The organism is Pseudomonas sp. FG98, assembly GCF_057808595.1.
Genome location: NZ_JBMDIJ010000029.1, coordinates 23707 through 42049, shown reverse-complemented (window position 1 = coordinate 42049; position 18343 = coordinate 23707). Strand labels below are relative to the sequence as shown.

General features: G+C 57.7%; 13 protein-coding genes. 6 read left to right on the top strand and 7 right to left on the bottom strand.

Annotated features, from left to right (window positions below; genetic code table 11):
• Positions 1-114: 114 nt before the first annotated feature.
• The 3 genes from ACODSK_RS17810 (at position 115) to ACODSK_RS17800 (ending at position 2434) form a co-directional block, all read left to right on the top strand.
• On the top strand, positions 115-729 hold the full coding sequence (locus ACODSK_RS17810) for a recombinase family protein (RefSeq protein ID WP_000904906.1): 615 nt from the start codon (positions 115-117) through the stop codon (positions 727-729).
• 65 nt (positions 730-794) lie between these two features.
• Positions 795-1598: an aminoglycoside O-phosphotransferase APH(3'')-Ib gene (aph(3'')-Ib, locus tag ACODSK_RS17805; protein ID WP_001082319.1), complete on the top strand. Its 804-nt coding sequence runs from the start codon at positions 795-797 to the stop codon at positions 1596-1598.
• The gene (locus tag ACODSK_RS17800) at positions 1598-2434 is read left to right on the top strand and encodes an aminoglycoside O-phosphotransferase APH(6)-Id (RefSeq protein WP_000480968.1); all 837 of its coding nucleotides are present in this window, start codon (positions 1598-1600) and stop codon (positions 2432-2434) included. The genes aph(3'')-Ib and ACODSK_RS17800 overlap by 1 nt, the downstream gene beginning before the upstream one ends.
• 311 nt (positions 2435-2745) lie before the next feature.
• On the opposite strand, the gene ACODSK_RS17795 is transcribed toward ACODSK_RS17800, so the two are convergent.
• The 5 genes from ACODSK_RS17795 to ACODSK_RS17775 all read right to left on the bottom strand — a co-directional run bounded on the left by ACODSK_RS17795 (position 2746) and on the right by ACODSK_RS17775 (position 10930).
• Positions 2746-7629, bottom strand: coding sequence for a DEAD/DEAH box helicase (locus tag ACODSK_RS17795; protein ID WP_128652637.1), 4884 nt, complete (start codon positions 7627-7629; stop codon positions 2746-2748).
• Positions 7630-8446: 817 nt separating this feature from the next.
• Positions 8447-9244, bottom strand: a complete 798-nt coding sequence (locus ACODSK_RS17790) for a SprT-like domain-containing protein (protein WP_028691952.1) — start codon at positions 9242-9244, stop codon at positions 8447-8449.
• A 130-nt stretch (positions 9245-9374) separates the two neighbouring features.
• Complete coding sequence (locus ACODSK_RS17785; protein ID WP_028691951.1) at positions 9375-9755, bottom strand: hypothetical protein; 381 nt, start codon at positions 9753-9755, stop codon at positions 9375-9377.
• Between the two features lie 3 nt (positions 9756-9758).
• Entirely contained in the window at positions 9759-10478 is a 720-nt protein-coding gene (gene stbB, locus ACODSK_RS17780) for a StbB family protein (RefSeq protein WP_028691950.1), read from the bottom strand.
• Entirely contained in the window at positions 10475-10930 is a 456-nt protein-coding gene (locus tag ACODSK_RS17775; protein ID WP_028691949.1) for a hypothetical protein, read from the bottom strand. Before ACODSK_RS17775 ends, stbB begins: the two co-directional genes overlap by 4 nt.
• A gap of 432 nt (positions 10931-11362) precedes the next feature.
• Between ACODSK_RS17775 and ACODSK_RS17770 the strand changes: the two genes are divergently transcribed.
• From ACODSK_RS17770 to mobF, 3 genes are read left to right on the top strand one after another with little or no spacing between them, the layout of a single operon-like run.
• Complete coding sequence (locus ACODSK_RS17770; RefSeq protein ID WP_028691948.1) at positions 11363-11746, top strand: hypothetical protein; 384 nt, start codon at positions 11363-11365, stop codon at positions 11744-11746.
• Complete coding sequence (locus ACODSK_RS17765) at positions 11746-13296, top strand: type IV secretion system DNA-binding domain-containing protein (RefSeq protein WP_028691947.1); 1551 nt, start codon at positions 11746-11748, stop codon at positions 13294-13296. The genes ACODSK_RS17770 and ACODSK_RS17765 overlap by 1 nt, the downstream gene beginning before the upstream one ends.
• Before the next feature lie 11 nt (positions 13297-13307).
• A complete protein-coding gene (gene mobF / locus ACODSK_RS17760) occupies positions 13308-16244 on the top strand; it encodes a MobF family relaxase (protein WP_028691946.1) in 2937 nt (978 codons plus the stop codon).
• A 1-nt stretch (position 16245) separates the two neighbouring features.
• On the opposite strand, the gene ACODSK_RS17755 is transcribed toward mobF, so the two are convergent.
• Both ACODSK_RS17755 and ACODSK_RS17750 read right to left on the bottom strand, forming a co-directional pair.
• Positions 16246-16731: a hypothetical protein gene (locus ACODSK_RS17755; protein WP_028691945.1), complete on the bottom strand. Its 486-nt coding sequence runs from the start codon at positions 16729-16731 to the stop codon at positions 16246-16248.
• A 120-nt stretch (positions 16732-16851) separates the two neighbouring features.
• Positions 16852-18270, bottom strand: a complete 1419-nt coding sequence (locus ACODSK_RS17750; RefSeq protein WP_181726247.1) for an IS1182 family transposase — start codon at positions 18268-18270, stop codon at positions 16852-16854.
• Between the last annotated feature and the right edge of the window lie 73 nt (positions 18271-18343).

The following is an 18343-nucleotide window of genomic DNA, read 5'->3' as shown; positions in this document are numbered from 1 at the left end:
TTTCAAAATCTGATAGCGTTCAAGACGCTTTGTTTATGAAGCTGGTTGAGATACATTTCCAGAGGTCAATGCAATCGTGGCCGAAGCGCCGCCTCAAACCAACGTTTGTGATACATGCTGATCGGATATGCCCGCGTCTCCAAAGCCGATGGCTCGCAGTCTCTCGACCTGCAGCACGACGCCTTGCGCGCCGCAGGTGTCGAACGGGACAATATCTATGATGATCTTGCTTCCGGCGGTCGTGATGATCGCCCTGGCTTGACTGCCTGCCTCAAGTCATTGCGTGACGGCGATGTGCTGGTGGTCTGGAAGCTCGATCGCCTCGGACGATCGCTTGCCCATCTGGTCAACACGGTGAAGGAGCTGTCAGACCGCAAGATCGGCCTGCGGGTTCTGACTGGAAAGGGCGCTCAGATCGACACCACGACTGCGTCCGGTCGCATGGTGTTCGGAATCTTCGCCACCTTGGCCGAGTTCGAGCGGGATCTGATCCGAGAGCGCACCATGGCGGGTCTCGCCTCCGCGAGAGCGCGCGGTCGCAAGGGCGGACGAAAATTCGCGCTCACCAAAGCTCAGGTGCGTCTCGCGCAAGCCGCCATGGCCCAGCGCGATACTTCAGTTTCCGATCTCTGCAAGGAACTCGGCATCGAGCGCGTCACTCTCTACCGATATGTCGGTCCCAAAGGCGAGCTCAGAGACCATGGAAAGCATGTTCTCGGACTTACGTAGCAACTCGTTTCTTTTCGCAGGTTGAGCCACCTCCGCGCTTCATCAGAAAACTGAAGGAACCTCCATTGAATCGAACTAATATTTTTTTTGGTGAATCGCATTCTGACTGGTTGCCTGTCAGAGGCGGAGAATCTGGTGATTTTGTTTTTCGACGTGGTGACGGGCATGCCTTCGCGAAAATCGCACCTGCTTCCCGCCGCGGTGAGCTCGCTGGAGAGCGTGACCGCCTCATTTGGCTCAAAGGTCGAGGTGTGGCTTGCCCCGAGGTGATCAACTGGCAGGAGGAACAGGAGGGTGCATGCTTGGTGATAACGGCAATTCCGGGAGTACCGGCGGCTGATCTGTCTGGAGCGGATTTGCTCAAAGCGTGGCCGTCAATGGGGCAGCAACTTGGCGCTGTTCACAGCCTATCGGTTGATCAATGTCCGTTTGAGCGCAGGCTGTCGCGAATGTTCGGACGCGCCGTTGATGTGGTGTCCCGCAATGCCGTCAATCCCGACTTCTTACCGGACGAGGACAAGAGTACGCCGCAGCTCGATCTTTTGGCTCGTGTCGAACGAGAGCTACCGGTGCGGCTCGACCAAGAGCGCACCGATATGGTTGTTTGCCATGGTGATCCCTGCATGCCGAACTTCATGGTGGACCCTAAAACTCTTCAATGCACGGGTCTGATCGACCTTGGGCGGCTCGGAACAGCAGATCGCTATGCCGATTTGGCACTCATGATTGCTAACGCCGAAGAGAACTGGGCAGCGCCAGATGAAGCAGAGCGCGCCTTCGCTGTCCTATTCAATGTATTGGGGATCGAAGCCCCCGACCGCGAACGCCTTGCCTTCTATCTGCGATTGGACCCTCTGACTTGGGGTTGATGTTCATGCCGCCTGTTTTTCCTGCTCATTGGCACGTTTCGCAACCTGTTCTCATTGCGGACACCTTTTCCAGCCTCGTTTGGAAAGTTTCATTGCCAGACGGGACTCCTGCAATCGTCAAGGGATTGAAACCTATAGAAGACATTGCTGATGAACTGCGCGGGGCCGACTATCTGGTATGGCGCAATGGGAGGGGAGCAGTCCGGTTGCTCGGTCGTGAGAACAATCTGATGTTGCTCGAATATGCCGGGGAGCGAATGCTCTCTCACATCGTTGCCGAGCACGGCGACTACCAGGCGACCGAAATTGCAGCGGAACTAATGGCGAAGCTGTATGCCGCATCTGAGGAACCCCTGCCTTCTGCCCTTCTCCCGATCCGGGATCGCTTTGCAGCTTTGTTTCAGCGGGCGCGCGATGATCAAAACGCAGGTTGTCAAACTGACTACGTCCACGCGGCGATTATAGCCGATCAAATGATGAGCAATGCCTCGGAACTGCGTGGGCTACATGGCGATCTGCATCATGAAAACATCATGTTCTCCAGTCGCGGCTGGCTGGTGATAGATCCCGTCGGTCTGGTCGGTGAAGTGGGCTTTGGCGCCGCCAATATGTTCTACGATCCGGCTGACAGAGACGACCTTTGTCTCGATCCTAGACGCATTGCACAGATGGCGGACGCATTCTCTCGTGCGCTGGACGTCGATCCGCGTCGCCTGCTCGACCAGGCGTACGCTTATGGGTGCCTTTCCGCAGCTTGGAACGCGGATGGAGAAGAGGAGCAACGCGATCTAGCTATCGCGGCCGCGATCAAGCAGGTGCGACAGACGTCATACTAGATATCAAGCGACTTCTCCTATCCCCTGGGAACACATCAATCTTACCGGAGAATATCGTTGGCCAAAGCCTTAGCGTAGGATTTCGCCCTCTCCCGCAAACGACCCCTATATCAGGATTGGCTGACAGCTCCCGCTGAGATCAGCAGTGAATTCATGACCCAGTATCCAGCCGATAGGCTCGTTGCCGATCCCCAGCCTTGAGTTAACGGCATGGTGTCCACCTATCTGGTAGACACCGTTTCCGGTCGTGTTTGCACACTTTGTCCCGGTGCCGCTCGGACATCCTGTCCTTCCTCCGCTGAGCCGCCCTGCTAATAATCCAGAGCTGGCAGATTATTAACAATTTTTTGGGTTTCGAGGCTCACGGTGACCACGCGCTGGAACAGCTCCAGTGGGTACTTGGGGTTGCCCATGGTTTCGACGGCCCAGTCGTTGGCGTCGTTGACGATGCCGCTGGCCTTGTCGGTGCGCACGGCCTGGCGTTCCATCACCCAGTCCAGCGCGGCCTTGCCGTTCACCACATAGTCCCAGGCTGCCTCGGGGATGCCCCGGAGGGTGATGCGGGGGTTGTAGATGACAGTGCTCTTGTCGCCCTTTTTGGCGAACTTCATCTTTTCCACGCGATAGTCAGCATCCGTCAGTGTGCCCTTGGCCTCGATGGTCAGCGGGTACGGCTCAACGGTTTCGTAGTTCAGGTGAAGATCAGCCAGGTCGCGGCCAGCTTTGCTGAAGGCCCAGAAGTCGGCAGCCCTCTTCACAGCCGGAATGCGTGGCAGCTCCTTGCTGAGGTTGTCGGCAAAGCGCTCACGGTAGTCCGGGGAATGTAGGATGCCGTAGACGTAGTAGAACAGGTCTTCTTTGCTGATGGCCTCGCCCGGATAGGCGCTGGCAAAGTGCGCCAGACCAGCATCGGTAATGGCGGCGCGGCGGCGCAAACCACCTTCAACTGGCTCTGCAAAAAGGTCGTCTTTGGACGCTTGGGCGGTTTCGTCGTAGAGATAGAGTGGGAAGCATTGCGTACCTCCATCTGTCTGTAGCTCTGGCGGGCAATTCACCATCAACGCAAGTTGGCCAACCTCGGCGGGGCGTTGCTTAACCATGATGAGCAGATTTTCTGCCTTGGCATCCGGGAAGATTCGCGGCATCTGACCAACACGGTGGACTACGTTCGAATCATAAGTGAAGGCTTGCTTTGTAAATGGCCGGTAGACCATGGTTCCAATACAATCTGGACGAAGCCTAAGCGGGGCGCCATCAGCGGCATTAGCAAATAAACTGCTAGTCCAACTAATGCGTGTCGCATCGCTGGATAACAGTGGCCTTACCTGGTCGATTCGCTCCTTTTTCGATCCTTGGAGTGATGCCGCACCAACGCGCTGAATCTCTGCGTTATAGAAATCCAGCATTGATACGACGTTGAGCTTCACCTTCGACACACTGGAGTTGATGACCCAGGCATCGCGTCCGGTCTCTAGCCCTCTGGAGTAGTTTTCAAAAAGCACTTCAGAACCTGTGTCGTCCTTGGCCCCCAGGACGATGAACTGACCAAAGCTATCATCACGCTGCTTTAACCAGTCACCATGCTCGTCCGGGATTACATGCTGCCAGCTTGGTATTCCGGCTACGCTGGCATAGCTGACGATCTTCTCCAGCTTTTCTTCGCGGCTGAGATAGTCGCCAATATCATGGAAGTGGATCTGCCCATGAGCCTTCGCTTCTGGGTTCTTTACCAACAGCGAGATAGCAATCGGGGCCCGGCTGCCGCTGCCGAAAATCTTGCCACCTTCCTTCCGAGAGGTTTCGCCGCTGGTACGTTGGTTGCCACGCAGATGGAACACATACAGGCTGGAGAATTCGTCTACCAGGCACTTTCGAAGACCGTCAGCAGTATTGGCCTCTACAAAACCAGCGTTGGTCACGAACCCGATGATGCCGGCATTACCAATACGATCACTGGCCCAGCGAATTGAGCGAATGTAGCTGTCATAGAGTGCGTTCTTATTGTTCGCGTCTGAACGAGCGGCATAGGTTGTTCGGATGCGTTCATCAAGGCTGGGGTAAGGTACATTCGCGTTGTTGGCATTGGCATCCCCTTGCCCCACAGAATAAGGGGGGTTCCCCACTATCACCCGAATATCCAACGCCTTCTGACGCTTGCGCCGGGCACTGTTGTCCTCCAGCAGCGCATCCACCAAATCGTCCTTCTCGTACATCTGGAAGGTGTCAGTCAGACAGATGCCTTCAAACGGCGTGTACTCGTCGATCACTTCGCCGTGGTAGGCCGCCTCGATGTTGATCGCTGCAATGTAGTAAGCCAGCAGCACCAGCTCGTTGGCGTGGATTTCGTGCTTGTACTTGTGTGGCAGCTCCTCCGGTTTGATCAGGCCCGACTGAATCAGGCGGGTGATAAAGGTGCCAGTGCCGGTGAAGGGGTCAATGATATGGACGCCCTTGCTGCCCAGGGTCTGGCCGAACTCCTGTTGCAACAGGTGATTGACGCTGTGGAGGATGAAGTCCACCACCTCGACCGGGGTGTAAACGATGCCCAGGCGCTCGGTCATTTTTGGGAAGGCGTTGCGGAAGAACTTGTCGTACAGCTCGACGATGATCTTCTGCTTGCCCTGGGCGCTGGTGATGCCGGCAGCCCGTTGGCGGACGCTGGCGTAGAACTTCTCCAGGGTGTCGGCTTCCTTGGCCAGGTGATGTTCGTGGAGTGCGTCCAGCACGCCTTGCATGGCCTTGGACATGGGGTTGTGGCTGGCGAAGCTGTATTCATCGAACAGCGCATCGAACACCGGCTTGGTTACCAGGTGCTGGGCGAGCATTTCGATAATCTCGCCATCGCTGATGCTGTCGTTGAGGTCGTCGCGCAGCTCGGCGGCGAAGGCGTTGAAGGCTGCTAGTTCCTGGGTGTTGGCCGGGTTCTCCAGAATGCCCTGAATGCGGTCGATGTGGGTGCGGGCGATCTTGGCAATGTCGTTGGCCCAGTCTTCCCAGTGATGGCGGTTGCCGCACTTCTCAACGATCTTGGCGTAGATGGCCTTTTCGATTTCACCCACTTCGTAGGTCAGCTCGGCCTGCTGGGTGAGCTGGCCTTCAGCATCGTGCTTGCTGCGTTTTTCGCCGATGCCGTACTGACCTTTGCCGGCCTTGCCGTTGCTGGTTCCGCTGGACTTCTTGGCCTTCTTGTCCACCTTATCGGTGATGGCGATGACTTCCATCTTGCGCGGGTCGGAGCCGATCAGATCGAGCTTGTTGACCATGGCGTCGAAGCTGTCGTCGTGCGAGCGCAGCGCCTGGAGCACCTGCCAGACCACCTTGTAGGTCTGGTTATCGTTGAGCGCTTCGTGAGGCTCCATGCCTGCCGGGATGACCACAGGTAGTACGACATAGCCACGCTTCTTGCCGGGTGCGTTGCGCATCACCCGGCCAACGGATTGCACTACGTCCACCTGGGAGTTGCGCGGGGTGAGGAACAGCACGGCATCCAGTGCCGGAACGTCCACGCCCTCGGACAGGCAACGGACGTTGCTGAGGATGCGACAGGTATTGGCGGGCGGCTCATCCTTCAGCCACTTGAGTTTGGCTTCCTTCTGGCTGGCATTCATGCCGCCGTCAACGTGCTCGGCCTCGCAGATCAGGCGCGAGGCTGCGTCGATGTTCTCGGACTCCTGGTAAGCCTCCACCACCGACTGGAACATGCTGGCGATGTTGATGGAGCTGACCTTGTGCTTGGTGCCTTTGTAGTTGGGCGAGATGACCTGGCAGAAGGCAACGGCGCGTTTCATCGGCTCATCATCGCCAATCAGCTGTTCGTGTAGCCCCTGCTTGGCTAGGGCCTTCCAGCAACCGACGATCTTGGCGGCGTCATCCACCTTGAGCTGGTTGTCTTCGTCCCTCAGTAGTTCTTGGAGGCGGCGACTCACGACGCTTTCTTCAACGGTGAGTACCAGTACCTTGTAGTCGGTGAGCAGGCCGCGCTGAACAGCCTCGGAGAAGTTGATGACAAACAGCTCTTTTCCATACAGGGCTTCGTCATCCATCGAGCAGAGCGTAACCTCGCCGCTCTCTGCCTTGATCTTCGCGTTGTCGCCGTAGATGCGCGGCGTGGCGGTCATGTACAGGCGTTTCGCGGCACGGATGTAATCCGCATCATGGATACGTACAAAATTGCTTTCGTCATCGTCGCCAAAGGTGGCACCCGTGGTGCGGTGCGCCTCGTCGCATATCACGAGGTCGAAGGCATCCAGGCCGTGATCATGTTGGGCGCGGCTGATCACGTCGATGGAGTGGTAGGTGGAGAACACCACACTCATGTGCTCGGCGTCGTGGCGCTTGGGCATCTCCGCTGCGAGCCGATCAGCCTTAGTGGTGGCCGGGTAGCGCAGCTCGTGGGTGAACACCTGTACAGCGTCATCTTCCACCTTGCGCTTCTTCCCAACGTCGCTGTCGGAGCACACGGCGAAGCTGTGAAGCGGGGTTTCGCTTTCCTGCGTCCATTCGGTGAGCGTCTGCGACAGCAGCGACAGGCTGGGCACGAGGAACAGTACGCGCTTGCCCTTGCCGGCGAGGCGCTCGGCAATCTTTAGGCTGGTGAACGTCTTGCCGGTGCCGCAGGCCATGATCAACTTGCCGCGCTCGGCATCCTTGAGACCTGCGGCCACCGCGTTCAGCGCGGTTTGCTGGTGCTCTCGCAACTGCTTCTTGGCTTTGAGTGCAACGGCTTGATTGGGCTGGTACTTCGCCCAATCGATTTGGCTGTCCTCCAAGGCTTGCAGGTCGATCTTACTGACCGGGGGCTGCTGGCCCTGCAAGGCATCCTCGGCGTGCTCGCTCCAGTTATTGGTGGTAGTAACAATGACGCGGTGCGAGAACGGCGCCTTGCCCGAGGCAGTGAAGAAACTGTCGATGTCCTTCTTCTGGACGCGGTAGTTCTCGGCGTACAGCTTGCACTGGATGGCGTGGTACTCGCCGGTTCCCTGGGTGCGCGCCACCAGGTCGATACCCGCGTCCTTGCCGCTGAGACCCTGCTCCTTAGCCCAATCGGCGTATGTCCAAACCTTATCGTACAGGTCACGGTAGGTGGCTTCGTTGCGCAGGTAGGCGCAGATCAGCTCTTCGAAGTAAGTGCCTTTTTCGCGTTCGGTGACAGAGGCGTCGCGGTAGGTGTCGAGCAGAGTAGAGAGGGCGGACATTCGGAATTCCCTTTGGGATACGGCTGGCGCGATGCTTGCGCCAAATGGCGCGAGTTTATCACCGGGCCAACTCGAATAAGGGTTCTAGCCCGCCAGCCATGCGTAATAGCGGTTAACAAAAAGGTGTGTTAACAGCTCATGCTACGTAACCTCGGCAGCCTTCGCTGCCCTGCTTCTCTCGATATCTGGATTGGCTGTCCTTTGTGACTTCCCCCGTGGAGCATATGAGGCTGCTGGCTGGCAGTTTGGAAGCCTCATCCTTTGCGCTGGGTTGGTCCTGCAGCTCCTAATCAAGGTTCGCCAGGACAATCCATGGCGACGACCTTAATCGAGGAGCTGGCCATGTGGGATGTAGAGCTTGAGCAGCTGACCTCCGCCGGCGACATGGCGTTTCGTTATGGGGGACGATAGAGAAAACGGACAAAATCGTACGCTAAGCATGCGACCTGTCAGGTTGAGGCCATAGAGGCTGGCGGCGAGCTGTCAGGAAATGCCGAATCCAGCTCTAGCTTGACGTTGTGCAGGCTGCCGGCCTGACGCCCGGTTAGGGTATACCCCATTCGGACACCGACTACACAACCTAAGGGCTTGCAGGCTGTCAGCAGGGCTTATCGTACGATTTTTTCCGTTTTCTCTATGCCCCCCGATTTAATGTCGTTCTCGTACAGCTGCAGCAAGTCGTCGCGTGACGGTATGTACATGGGAGGTGATCTCCAGCTGGTTCTTAGCCCTAACGCATATATACGTTAGGGCCTCACCGGCAGCAAGTCGCCTCGCCGGCAGCGGCCAGGCGGGGGCAACTGACGCCCTCCGGTTATCAGTCGTCCCCGCCCGGCTGGGCATCAGCGTCGGGCGGCACTTCCACCAGCTCGCCGGCCTCAAGGAAACGTACGTCGCAGTCCACACAGAGCAGCCGCCCGCTAAGGCCTGGCTTGCCCCACACGTTCAACTTGCAGCTGGGACAGGTGTACTTGCGCTTGTTCTTCGGATCCTCAGCCGGCGTTGCCGGCTGGATCAGACCCGCAACAGTCAGTGCCGGTATGTCGATGGTCGGATCCTCGGGCTGGGGTAAAGGCTCCCCACCTGGCCCGTACAGCTGCGTTGCGGACATTGGCACCCGCTGGGTGACGATATCGATCCAGGAAATCATGGCGCCGGTTGCGAGTAATTCGTCGCATGCCACATCGAAGGGACCGCCCTCGATGATGTAGTGCGTCATCTGCTGCCCGCACCGGCGCCCGCCAGGCTCACCCGTGTGCGAAGGCATCAGCCCGATGGCCTCCATTTTGTCGGCCCACTCGCGGTTGTGGTACCCGCCGCGAGACTTCTTCCCGAAGCAGTCCTGCCACTGGTGCGCCTGTTCATGCACCAGCGTGGACAGCGTTTGCTTGATGCTGCGATGCGCGAAGTAGGCGCAGTTCAGCGCGATTTCATCGCTCTTACCCGAGCCATTCCGGCGCAGGAAGCGCGATGGCGAGTAATAGCCGAAAGTGTTGGCCTTGCGCTGCAGGGTGAAGATGCAGCCGGGCAGCTGGCCACCGTATAACCGATCATTGAACCAGTCGTACGCCCCCTCGATTTCGTCATAGAGCAACTGGCTTGGGGTTGCGGACATGCGGCCTCCATTTCTCGCACGCGAGAATCCCCCCTGCTGATCACTCGGCGTCAGGGGGGTGAACGTTACAGACATTGTAACCTGTATCGTACGATACAGGTTACACATCAAAAAAAGGGGGCAAGCCCCCTCACCGTCCTACTAAGTAGGCGACATACACGATGGCGGCGCCAAGCGCCGCACCAATCGATAGCAGAGCTACCGAGTACCCAACCGCCCGGCGCTCAGCCTGTGCTGTCACCAGGCTGGCCGCACTGCGGTTGATCTCATTCCCAATCCGCGCTGCCGCTTCGCGTCCTGCCTGCACCAGTGCGTTGCGCTGTTCTTCCATCATCGACTCGAAGTTCAGCTGCGTCTGCAGCAGGACTTTGCCTGCTGCATCGCGTACGGCTTCGGAAGTCTTCGCCGCCAGGTCGGCGTCGACCTGTTCCAGGCGCCGCACGATGGCATCAAAGTCCTCCATCATTTGCGCGACCATCGCTTCGCGGGCCGTGGTTGGGTCCTTGGCCATCGATCACTTCCCCTTGCCGAACAGCGAGGCATATACCTGGTCAAGGTTGCGCGATGCCGACTTGGCCAGGCGCTGCGCGGAGATCATGCGCAGGGCGTGATCCTTTTCGGTTTCGTCCTTGGCATCGCGCAACTGGGCGCGATAGTCCGTGGAGTCCTCCAGTACCTGCGTGACGTTCATTTTCAGCGGGCGCAGGCGCTCGAAAATTTCGTTCGCGTACACCACAGCATCGCGCTTGAGGGTGAATTTCTTCTCGACTTCGTGGAAGCCGAACAGCGCCGCGAACGTCTGCGGGATATCGTCGGCATCATCGATCTGGACTTTGTTGAAGACGACCAAGATCTTTTTCGCCGGCACGCCGAGCGCGGCCAGGGTCTTGATGGTGTTGATGGTATCGACCTGCTGCTTTTTCTCCGGCACTGCCGGCACCAGGAAGTAATCGATATCTTCGTGGGAGCCGTCGTACTGGCCCATGAACTTGAAGAAGTCTTCAACGTTGGATGCGCCAACGTCGACCACAACCTTGTCCTCGGTCAGCAGTACCTCGGACAGTTCGCCAAACTGTTTGCCCTTGAGGCGTTCAATTTCGGCTGCGGTGTCCGACGCACCGGCGTTGATGGTTTCAATTGCAAACCGCAGACCGCCGATACGGGGCCAAAGCAGGTTATCGGAGAGTGTGGTTTTTCCGGAGTTGCCGGTGAAATTCACGGTGACGGTTCTCATGTGCGTTTCCTTCTGCTGCGCGCTGCGCTTTCATATCGATCCAAGTCCGAGGCGTTTTGATCGTCCCCGGGATTCATGAGCCTGCTCAACTCAGCCGGCCCCAAATGGGGCCGTTCGTCCGCGTCATGGCTCGGTTCTGTATCGTACGATACACCTCCTTCCTGTTCCGGCTCGACCTGCCGCGCTGGTTCCTCAAAATGTTGCGGCACTGGTGCTGGGCTTGCAGTCTTTGCCTGGTTTCCACGTTGGGCCTTGCGGTATCGGTACAGGTAGCTCTTGAGCGTATCCATACTGACCTCGATACCTTGCTCCTTGAGCACATCCAGAATCGCCTGGCGTCGTACACCTGCCCTCAGCTGCTTCTCGATCACTGGCATGACCTTGCGTATTTTCGCTGCCTTTGTCACTGGCTCAACCGCCATCAGTGCCTTCTCGATATCCTTGCCTGCCATTTTGCACCCTACCTGCACCCATATTGCATTTACCCTGTATCCTACTCACCCCCTACCTGTAGTCAAGCTATACCCCTTCTGCACTCAATCTACAGCCATACAGCACCCTTTCTGCCTACCCTTGTCCTCCGCTCGCTACGGCCTTCGGCCTAGGCACTAAAAACGCCCTTAACAAGAGCATCAATTTCGACCCTTAACAGGGTCAAAATCTCAATACACAACACGCACCTCCCTGGCGGGAGGTGGAAGCCGCGTCAGCCTTGAGCCTGAGCCGCTTTTCCAGAATTTACTACGTGATACGTTTGTATTACAAAGTATGCTTGCAGTGCAGATAAATCAAGGTTTTTGTGTGATACATTTGCATTACAGCGAATGTGCGTTACCTTTGGGCATGTCAAACCCCAATTTTCAAGGTGCATTTGAGGGAGCAACGTGGGCAAAACAGTACCCATTCGATTCAACGACGAGCAGCTGTCCAGGGTTGAAGAAGCGGCGGCACTCGCTGGCTATAAGCACCTATCGAGCTACATCCGCGACCGGGTGCTGGCCACAGACAAAGGTGGCCGGCAGGTGGATATGGACAGCTGGGCCGAGCAGCAACAGATCCTTGGCTTGCTCGAAACCATCACCCAGGAACAGGCACGGAGCAGAACCATTCAGGCCATCGTGGTCTATCTGCTGCGTCAAGGAACGGCACAGGGCAAGGTCAATGAGCTGCGCGCTCATCTCAAGCACCTGGTCAGCAGCGAGGATGCACTCGCAGCACTTTTGCCCGACCTGGCCGAGGACATTGAACGTCTATCAGGAGAGGACTGATGCACAAACAAGAGGTTGATTCCGCCGCTATGACAGCGGGCTTTGGTTTGCCGATCGCTGGCTGGTTGGCCGGCACCCAGCTGGCTCAGCTGCCACTGGCGCCGTTCCCTGCAGCGTTCAAAGAAACACTGCACAACGGCTGGCACGAACCTCTAGTGCTGGGTGCCACCATTGCCACCTCGGTTGTTGCTGCAGGCTTGTGTTACTACCTGTACGAATACTGCGACGACGGGTTCAGAGGCGAACGGTTCCAGCAATGGCTGCGTGGTTCTCGGATTCGTAACTGGCATTTCGTGGAGCGCAAGGTCAACGCTCGCAATGCCAAGACCAACCGTGAGCGCCGCAAAAAGGGGTTGGAGAATGCCAAGCCAATCATGGTCGGCAAGCTGCCGATGCCGCTGCACCTAGAAGACCGCAACACCATGATCTGCGCGTCCATCGGTGCCGGTAAGTCCGTGACCATGGAAGGCATGATCGCATCGGCATTACGGCGCAACGACCGCATGGCCGTGGTCGATCCCAACGGGACCTTTTACTCCAAGTTCAGTTTCAAGGGCGACTACATTCTCAATCCCTTTGATGCGCGCTCTGCAGGCTGGACCATCTTCAACGAGATCCGTGGCGTTCACGATTTCAACCGCATGGCTAAATCGATCATTCCGCCGCAGGTAGACCCCAGCGACGAGCAGTGGTGTGCCTACGCTCGGGACGTACTGTCCGACACCATGCGCAAGCTGATGGAAACGAACAACGCCAACCAAGATACGCTGGTCAACCTTCTGGTTCGCGAAGATGGCGACACCATCCGGGCGTTCTTGGCGAACACCGACTCCGAAGGCTATTTCCGTGACAACGCGGAGAAAGCCATCGCAAGCATCCAGTTCATGATGAACAAGTACATCCGCCCTCTTCGCTACATGGGTAAAGGTGACTTTTCGATTTATCGCTGGGTGAATGATCCCGACGCCGGCAACCTGTTCATTACCTGGCGGGAGGATATGCGCGACACCATGCGCCCGCTGGTGGCCACCTGGATCGATACCATCTGCGCAACCATCCTCAGCTCCGAGCCAATGACCGGTAAACGTCTGTGGCTGTTTCTCGATGAGCTGCAATCGCTCGGTAAATTGGAGAGTTTCGTTCCCGCTGCGACCAAGGGCCGGAAACATGGCCTGCGCATGGTCGGCAGTCTGCAAGACTGGTCCCAGCTCAACGCAAGTTATGGCCGGGACGACGCGGACACGCTGCTGTCGTGCTTTCGTAACTACGTCATTCTGGCGGCGGCAAACGCCAAGAACGCCGAAATGGCCAAGGAAATCTTGGGCAATCAGGAGGTCAAGCGCTTCCGCAAGTCTTGGACTGCAGGGCGCATGACGAGGGCCGAGGAAATCAAGCTGGAACCGGTCGTGATGGATTCGGAGATCTCGAACCTCAATGACTTGGAAGCCTACGTCAAGTTTGCCGAGGACTTCCCCATTACCAAGATCAAGACGCCTTACGTCGATTACAAAGAGCGGGCGCCGGCAATCGTCATTGGCCAAGCAGCTTGACGAGGTAAGCGATGTTCAACGTGACGCTGATCAAGGGTGACAACCAGTACGCGGCGGCAGGCTACTTTTCCAACGCCGATGACTACTACGCCAAGGAAGCCCCCGGCGAGTGGCAAGGTATCGGTGCCGAGTTGCTGGGTTTGGAGGGGCCTATCGACCAGAAGGAGCTGGCCCGTCTGTTCGATGGAAAGCTCCCGAATGGCGAACGAATGGCTAAGACCTTCGACAAGGAAACAGGCTCCCGTCGCATGGGCTTAGACCTAACGTTCTCGGCTCCTAAGTCCGTCTCAATGCAGGCGCTGATCGCCGGCGACAAGGATGTGATGGCAGCACACGACCGCGCAGTGACCAAGAGCATGGAGGAAGTCGAGCGCCTGGCCCAAACACGATTGAAGGTGAACGGCAAAACCATGCTCGAGCGCTCGGGCAACTTGGTGATAGGCAAGTTTCGTCATGAAATGAGCCGGGCCAAGGATCCGCAGATGCACACGCATGCCGTGGTCATGAACATGACCAGGCGGTCGGATGGCAAATGGCGCGCTTTGCGCAACGACGATATCTACAAGATCCAGCCGCAAGTCGATGCCATGTACAAGGGCATCCTTGCCCAGGAACTGCGTGCGCTGGGATATGAGATCCGGGTTCTGGATAACCAGGGCAACTTCGAGCTGGCCCACATATCGCGTGACCAGATCGAGGCGTTTTCCAGTCGTTCCAAAGTGATCGAGGACGCGCTGGCCAAGGACGGAAAAACCCGCGCCGATGCCACCCCGCTCGAAAAGCAGATCATTGCGATGGCCACACGGCCACGCAAGGACGAGCGCGACCGCCACCTGGTCAAAGAATATTGGGTAACCAAAGCTCGCGAGCTGGGCATTGATTTTGGCGCTCGCAGCCACCTGGACAATCGCGAATACGCGCCTCGCAAGGGCAGCCCTGCAGAATACAGCCTGCCCGAGGGCATCACGCCAGGGCAGGCCGTTGTCCAGTACGCCATCAATCACCTGACCGAACGTGAGCAAGTGGTAGGGGAAAATGACCTGCGCACCGTCGCCTTGCGACGTGCGGTCGGCCTTGCTACCCCTGATCAGGTAAACGAGGAAATCAAGCGCCTGGTCAAGCAAGGGACGCTTATCGAATCTCCGCCGACCTACCGCATGCCCAACGGCGACTTAGATTCGCCGGTACTGTCGCCTGCTGGCTGGCGGGCACACCTGCAGGAGCTGAAAGGCTGGAGTGAGAAACAGGCCCGTCAGTATGTAGACAAGGCTATCAAGCGCGGTTCGCTAGAGCCTGCAGAAAAGCGCTATACGACGCAGAAGGCCTTGAAGCGCGAGAAAGCCATTCTGGCTATCGAGCGGACAGGCCGTGGCCAGGTCACCCCGTTGATGACCAAGGAACAGGTGGCCAAGGCGCTGGAAGGGTCCACCTTGTCGGCTGGCCAATACCAAGCCGTTGAGGTGATCGTCAGCACCAACAATCGATTTGTAGGCATCCAGGGTGATGCCGGTACCGGCAAAACCTACTCGGTAGACCGTGCCGTCAAACTGATCGATTCCGTGAACGCCGCGATGGCCAGCCGGGATTCCCAACCGGGATCAGGGTACAGAGTTGTTGCCCTGGCACCGTACGGCAACCAGGTCACCGCCTTGAAGAACGAAGGGTTGGATGCGCACACGCTGGCCAGCTTCTTCCACACCAAGAACAAGGGATTGGATGCCAAGACCATCGTTATTCTCGATGAGGCCGGCGTGGTGGGCGCCCGCCAGATGGAACGGCTGATGCGGGAGATCGAGCAATCCGGCGCCCGCTTGATCCAGCTGGGTGACACCAAGCAAACCGAGGCCATCGAGGCAGGCAAGCCATTTGCTCAGCTGCAGCAAAACGGCATGCAGACCGCACGTATCAAGGAGATCCAGCGGCAGAAGGATCCCGAGTTGAAACTGGCAGTGCAGCATGCGGCCGAGGGGAAGCCCACCAAGTCCCTGGATCACCTGAAACACGTTGAAGAATTGCGAACGGCCACTGAGCGGCACCAGGCCATTGTCCGCGACTACATGGCACTGACGCCCGACCAACGCAAAGAGGTATTGATCGTTGCCGGCACCAACAAGGACCGGAAGGAAATCAACCAGATGGCCCGCCAGGCACTCGGGCTGCTGGGGAAGGGTAAACAGTTCGAAACGTTGAACCGTGTCGATTCCACCGACGCAGAACGTCGGTACGCCCCCAGCTACAAGCAGGGCATGATCATTCAGCCGGAAAAGGACTATAAACGGGCTGGCCTGGTACGAGGTGAGCTGTATGTGGTCGACCAGGCGCTGCCGGGTAATGTGCTTGTGGTCAAGGACCGTAGCGGCAACCGATACGAGTTCAACCCGAGACAGGCCACCAAGCTCAGTGTCTACAAGCTGGAGAAACCCGAGCTGTCTGTGGGTGACCTCATTCGCATCAACCGCCAGGATCCCAAGCTGGACCTCACCAACGGCGACCGCATGCGCGTAGTCAGCATCGAGGGCGGCGTGGTGCAGCTGGCTTCGCTCAAGGAGATCAACGGCCAGCCCGAACGCACCGTGAGCTTGCCGACCAACAAGCCGTTGCACCTGGAACATGCCTATTCCGCGACCGTCCACAGCGCTCAGGGTCTGACCAATGATCGCGTCATGATCTCGCTCAACACCAAGAGCCGCACCACCTCGCAGAACCTTTGGTATGTGGCCATCAGCCGGGCACGGCATGAAGCCCGCGTCTATGCAGACTCAATCAAAGGTCTGCCGGCAGCAATCGCCAAGCGCTACGACAAAACCACGGCGTTGTCGCTGCAGCAGGAACGCGAGCGGCAGCGTAGGGAGTCGATTCAACCGCGGAATGTTGCGGACGGCCAGGCGCTGGAGCGCAAGCAACGTACTCGCTTGGAAGGCCCGAGCAGCGGGCATCCCAGGATGTGAGTCAAACGCTTTTGGTGGTGCTGGCCAGCTTCCCACTATGCCCCGCCTTGTGCGGGGTTTTCAGTGGCGGGGTATCGGAACGTGGACGGTACGTGGTGATTCCAAGTTTACGCCGGCGCTTGAGGACTGCACTTGGACTTCTGCCGGCGAGTTGAGCAATCGCTGCATCGCTCAACACCCCTAGCAGGGGATCGAACACTTCGAGCGGATTGGTCTGCTGGTCACGGTGCGACGGAATGCCCAGGGATGACCGCCTGACCGTTATCGTTTGCTTGGCCACCCCTGCCAGCTGGGCCACATGCTCATCCGTGAACAGACCCAAGATGGAGTCATAGGCCTGCAGATGGCTCCCAATGCCAAGGCGTCGGCGCCGTCCTGCCACCGCGTGGATGCTAACACCCGCTGCAGTGGCGATCTGTGCGTCCGACCAGCGACCGAATAGCGGCTCGAATGGCCACAGCAGCTGATCGATTTCGTCATGAGTCATATCGAATATCGGGCAAAAAGAAAGGAGCCTACCCAGATTGTGTGAAAACACACTGATAGGTCCTAGACCAAACGCCCCGACTTGTTCGGGGCGTTTGTTTTTGTGCTGAAAAAAGGCTCCTCAGCCCATCAACTGCATCATTTTCTTGGTACCCAGTACGCTGATCGCCCGCTTGAGGTTGTATGCGGTCACGGCCAAGGCCATTTCGGCTCTCGTCCCTTCGAGTTGCCGTAGCAAGAACCGTCCGTTCCCAAATAGCCATTGTTTGAGATTACCAAACGGGTGCTCCACGATGGATCTGCGTCGTTCCATCATCTCTGGATGCAGTTGCATCCGCTTCGTCATTCGTTCAAAGGCTTCTTCTTGTGCGTGACGCGAGACGTAGCGGCGCTTGGCCGTCGTACATTGGGCTTTCAGCGCACATCCAGCGCAGTCGCTGATTGCTGCCTGGTAGATCCGGTCGCCTTTGTAACGCTGCTTCAGGGTTAGCCACTGGCCTGCTGGACATTGGTACCGATCGTGGTCAGAGTCGTAGGTAAAGTCTTGGCGTTCGAACAATGCCTCTCCGCCTGGGTTCGAGGTTCGGTTTGGCGGCACGTAAGCGGTAATGGAGGCTTCCTCACACGCCTGGAACTGTTGGCCGTTTGAGTAGCCCATGTCCGCAGTCACGGTCAGAGCGTCTTGCCCAAGTTCGGCTTTGGCTGCTTTAGCCATGGGTTCGAGCTGCTTACGGTCATCACCCTCTTGCGTCACCTCGTGATGCAAAATCAGGCAGTGTTCTGCGTCGACGGCAGTCTGCACGTTATAGGCAACACGCGCCCCCTTGGGCGTGCGCATCATCCGGGCATCGTTTTCGTGCGTGTTGAACTGCTCCAGCCCCATCGATTTCATCAAGGCTTGGCAACTGCGATTGTCTTGCTGCTTGGCCTCAAGTTTCGCCAGGGCCGCCTTGATCGCAGTGCGATCTATCACTTGCTCGCCCTCAGACTTGTCTGCGGCATCCAGGTCCGCCAGGTATTGGGCAATCCGCTTCTCCAGCTTCTCGTCCTGACGCTTGAGCTGGTTCAAGTTCAGGTGGCGTCGCGCGGAAGCGACTGCCTGAAACTTGCTCCCGTCGATGGCAACCAAGTCACCGGCAATCAAACCGGCAGCTCGGCAGAACTGTACAAAGGCTCGGCATGTCGCGACGAACGCAGCTTTGTTGTTCTTGCGGAAGTCGGCGATGGTTTTGAAGTCGGGTTTGAGCCGATTGATCAGCCACATCACTTCGATGTTGCGCTGGCATTCGGCTTCCAGGCGCCGGGACGAGCGAATGCGCTGGAAGTAACCATAAAGGTAGAGCTTTAGGTGATCGGCGGGGTCGTACGCGGGGCGCCCGGTGGCCTTGGGCTGAGTTTTCTCAAAGCCGAGTTGACCCAGATCCAGCTTGGCGACATACAGATCAATGACCCGTACGAGGTGATCTTCAGGGATCAATTCCTCCAACGAGACCGGGAACAGGCTGGTCTGGCTGCGGGACTCTCCTTGTATGTAGGCCATAACGAAAAATGCTCCATATCTTTCGATACGGAGCATTCTCTTAAAGGGCCGGGCAGATTGCTAGGTTTTCACA

What these genes read in the sequence shown, in the direction of transcription:
- ACODSK_RS17765 (WP_028691947.1), top strand. Translation starts at nt 11,746, where the DNA reads ATGCACAAACAAGAGGTTGATTCCGCCGCTATGACAGCGGGCTTTGGT.
- ACODSK_RS17810 (WP_000904906.1), top strand. Translation starts at nt 115, where the DNA reads ATGCTGATCGGATATGCCCGCGTCTCCAAAGCCGATGGCTCGCAGTCT.
- ACODSK_RS17755 (WP_028691945.1), bottom strand. Translation starts at nt 16,731, where the DNA reads ATGACTCATGACGAAATCGATCAGCTGCTGTGGCCATTCGAGCCGCTA.
- stbB (WP_028691950.1), bottom strand. Translation starts at nt 10,478, where the DNA reads ATGAGAACCGTCACCGTGAATTTCACCGGCAACTCCGGAAAAACCACA.
- ACODSK_RS17775 (WP_028691949.1), bottom strand. Translation starts at nt 10,930, where the DNA reads ATGGCAGGCAAGGATATCGAGAAGGCACTGATGGCGGTTGAGCCAGTG.
- ACODSK_RS17800 (WP_000480968.1), top strand. Translation starts at nt 1,598, where the DNA reads ATGTTCATGCCGCCTGTTTTTCCTGCTCATTGGCACGTTTCGCAACCT.
- ACODSK_RS17750 (WP_181726247.1), bottom strand. Translation starts at nt 18,270, where the DNA reads ATGGCCTACATACAAGGAGAGTCCCGCAGCCAGACCAGCCTGTTCCCG.
- ACODSK_RS17795 (WP_128652637.1), bottom strand. Translation starts at nt 7,629, where the DNA reads ATGTCCGCCCTCTCTACTCTGCTCGACACCTACCGCGACGCCTCTGTC.
- ACODSK_RS17785 (WP_028691951.1), bottom strand. Translation starts at nt 9,755, where the DNA reads ATGGCCAAGGACCCAACCACGGCCCGCGAAGCGATGGTCGCGCAAATG.
- mobF (WP_028691946.1), top strand. Translation starts at nt 13,308, where the DNA reads ATGTTCAACGTGACGCTGATCAAGGGTGACAACCAGTACGCGGCGGCA.
- ACODSK_RS17790 (WP_028691952.1), bottom strand. Translation starts at nt 9,244, where the DNA reads ATGTCCGCAACCCCAAGCCAGTTGCTCTATGACGAAATCGAGGGGGCG.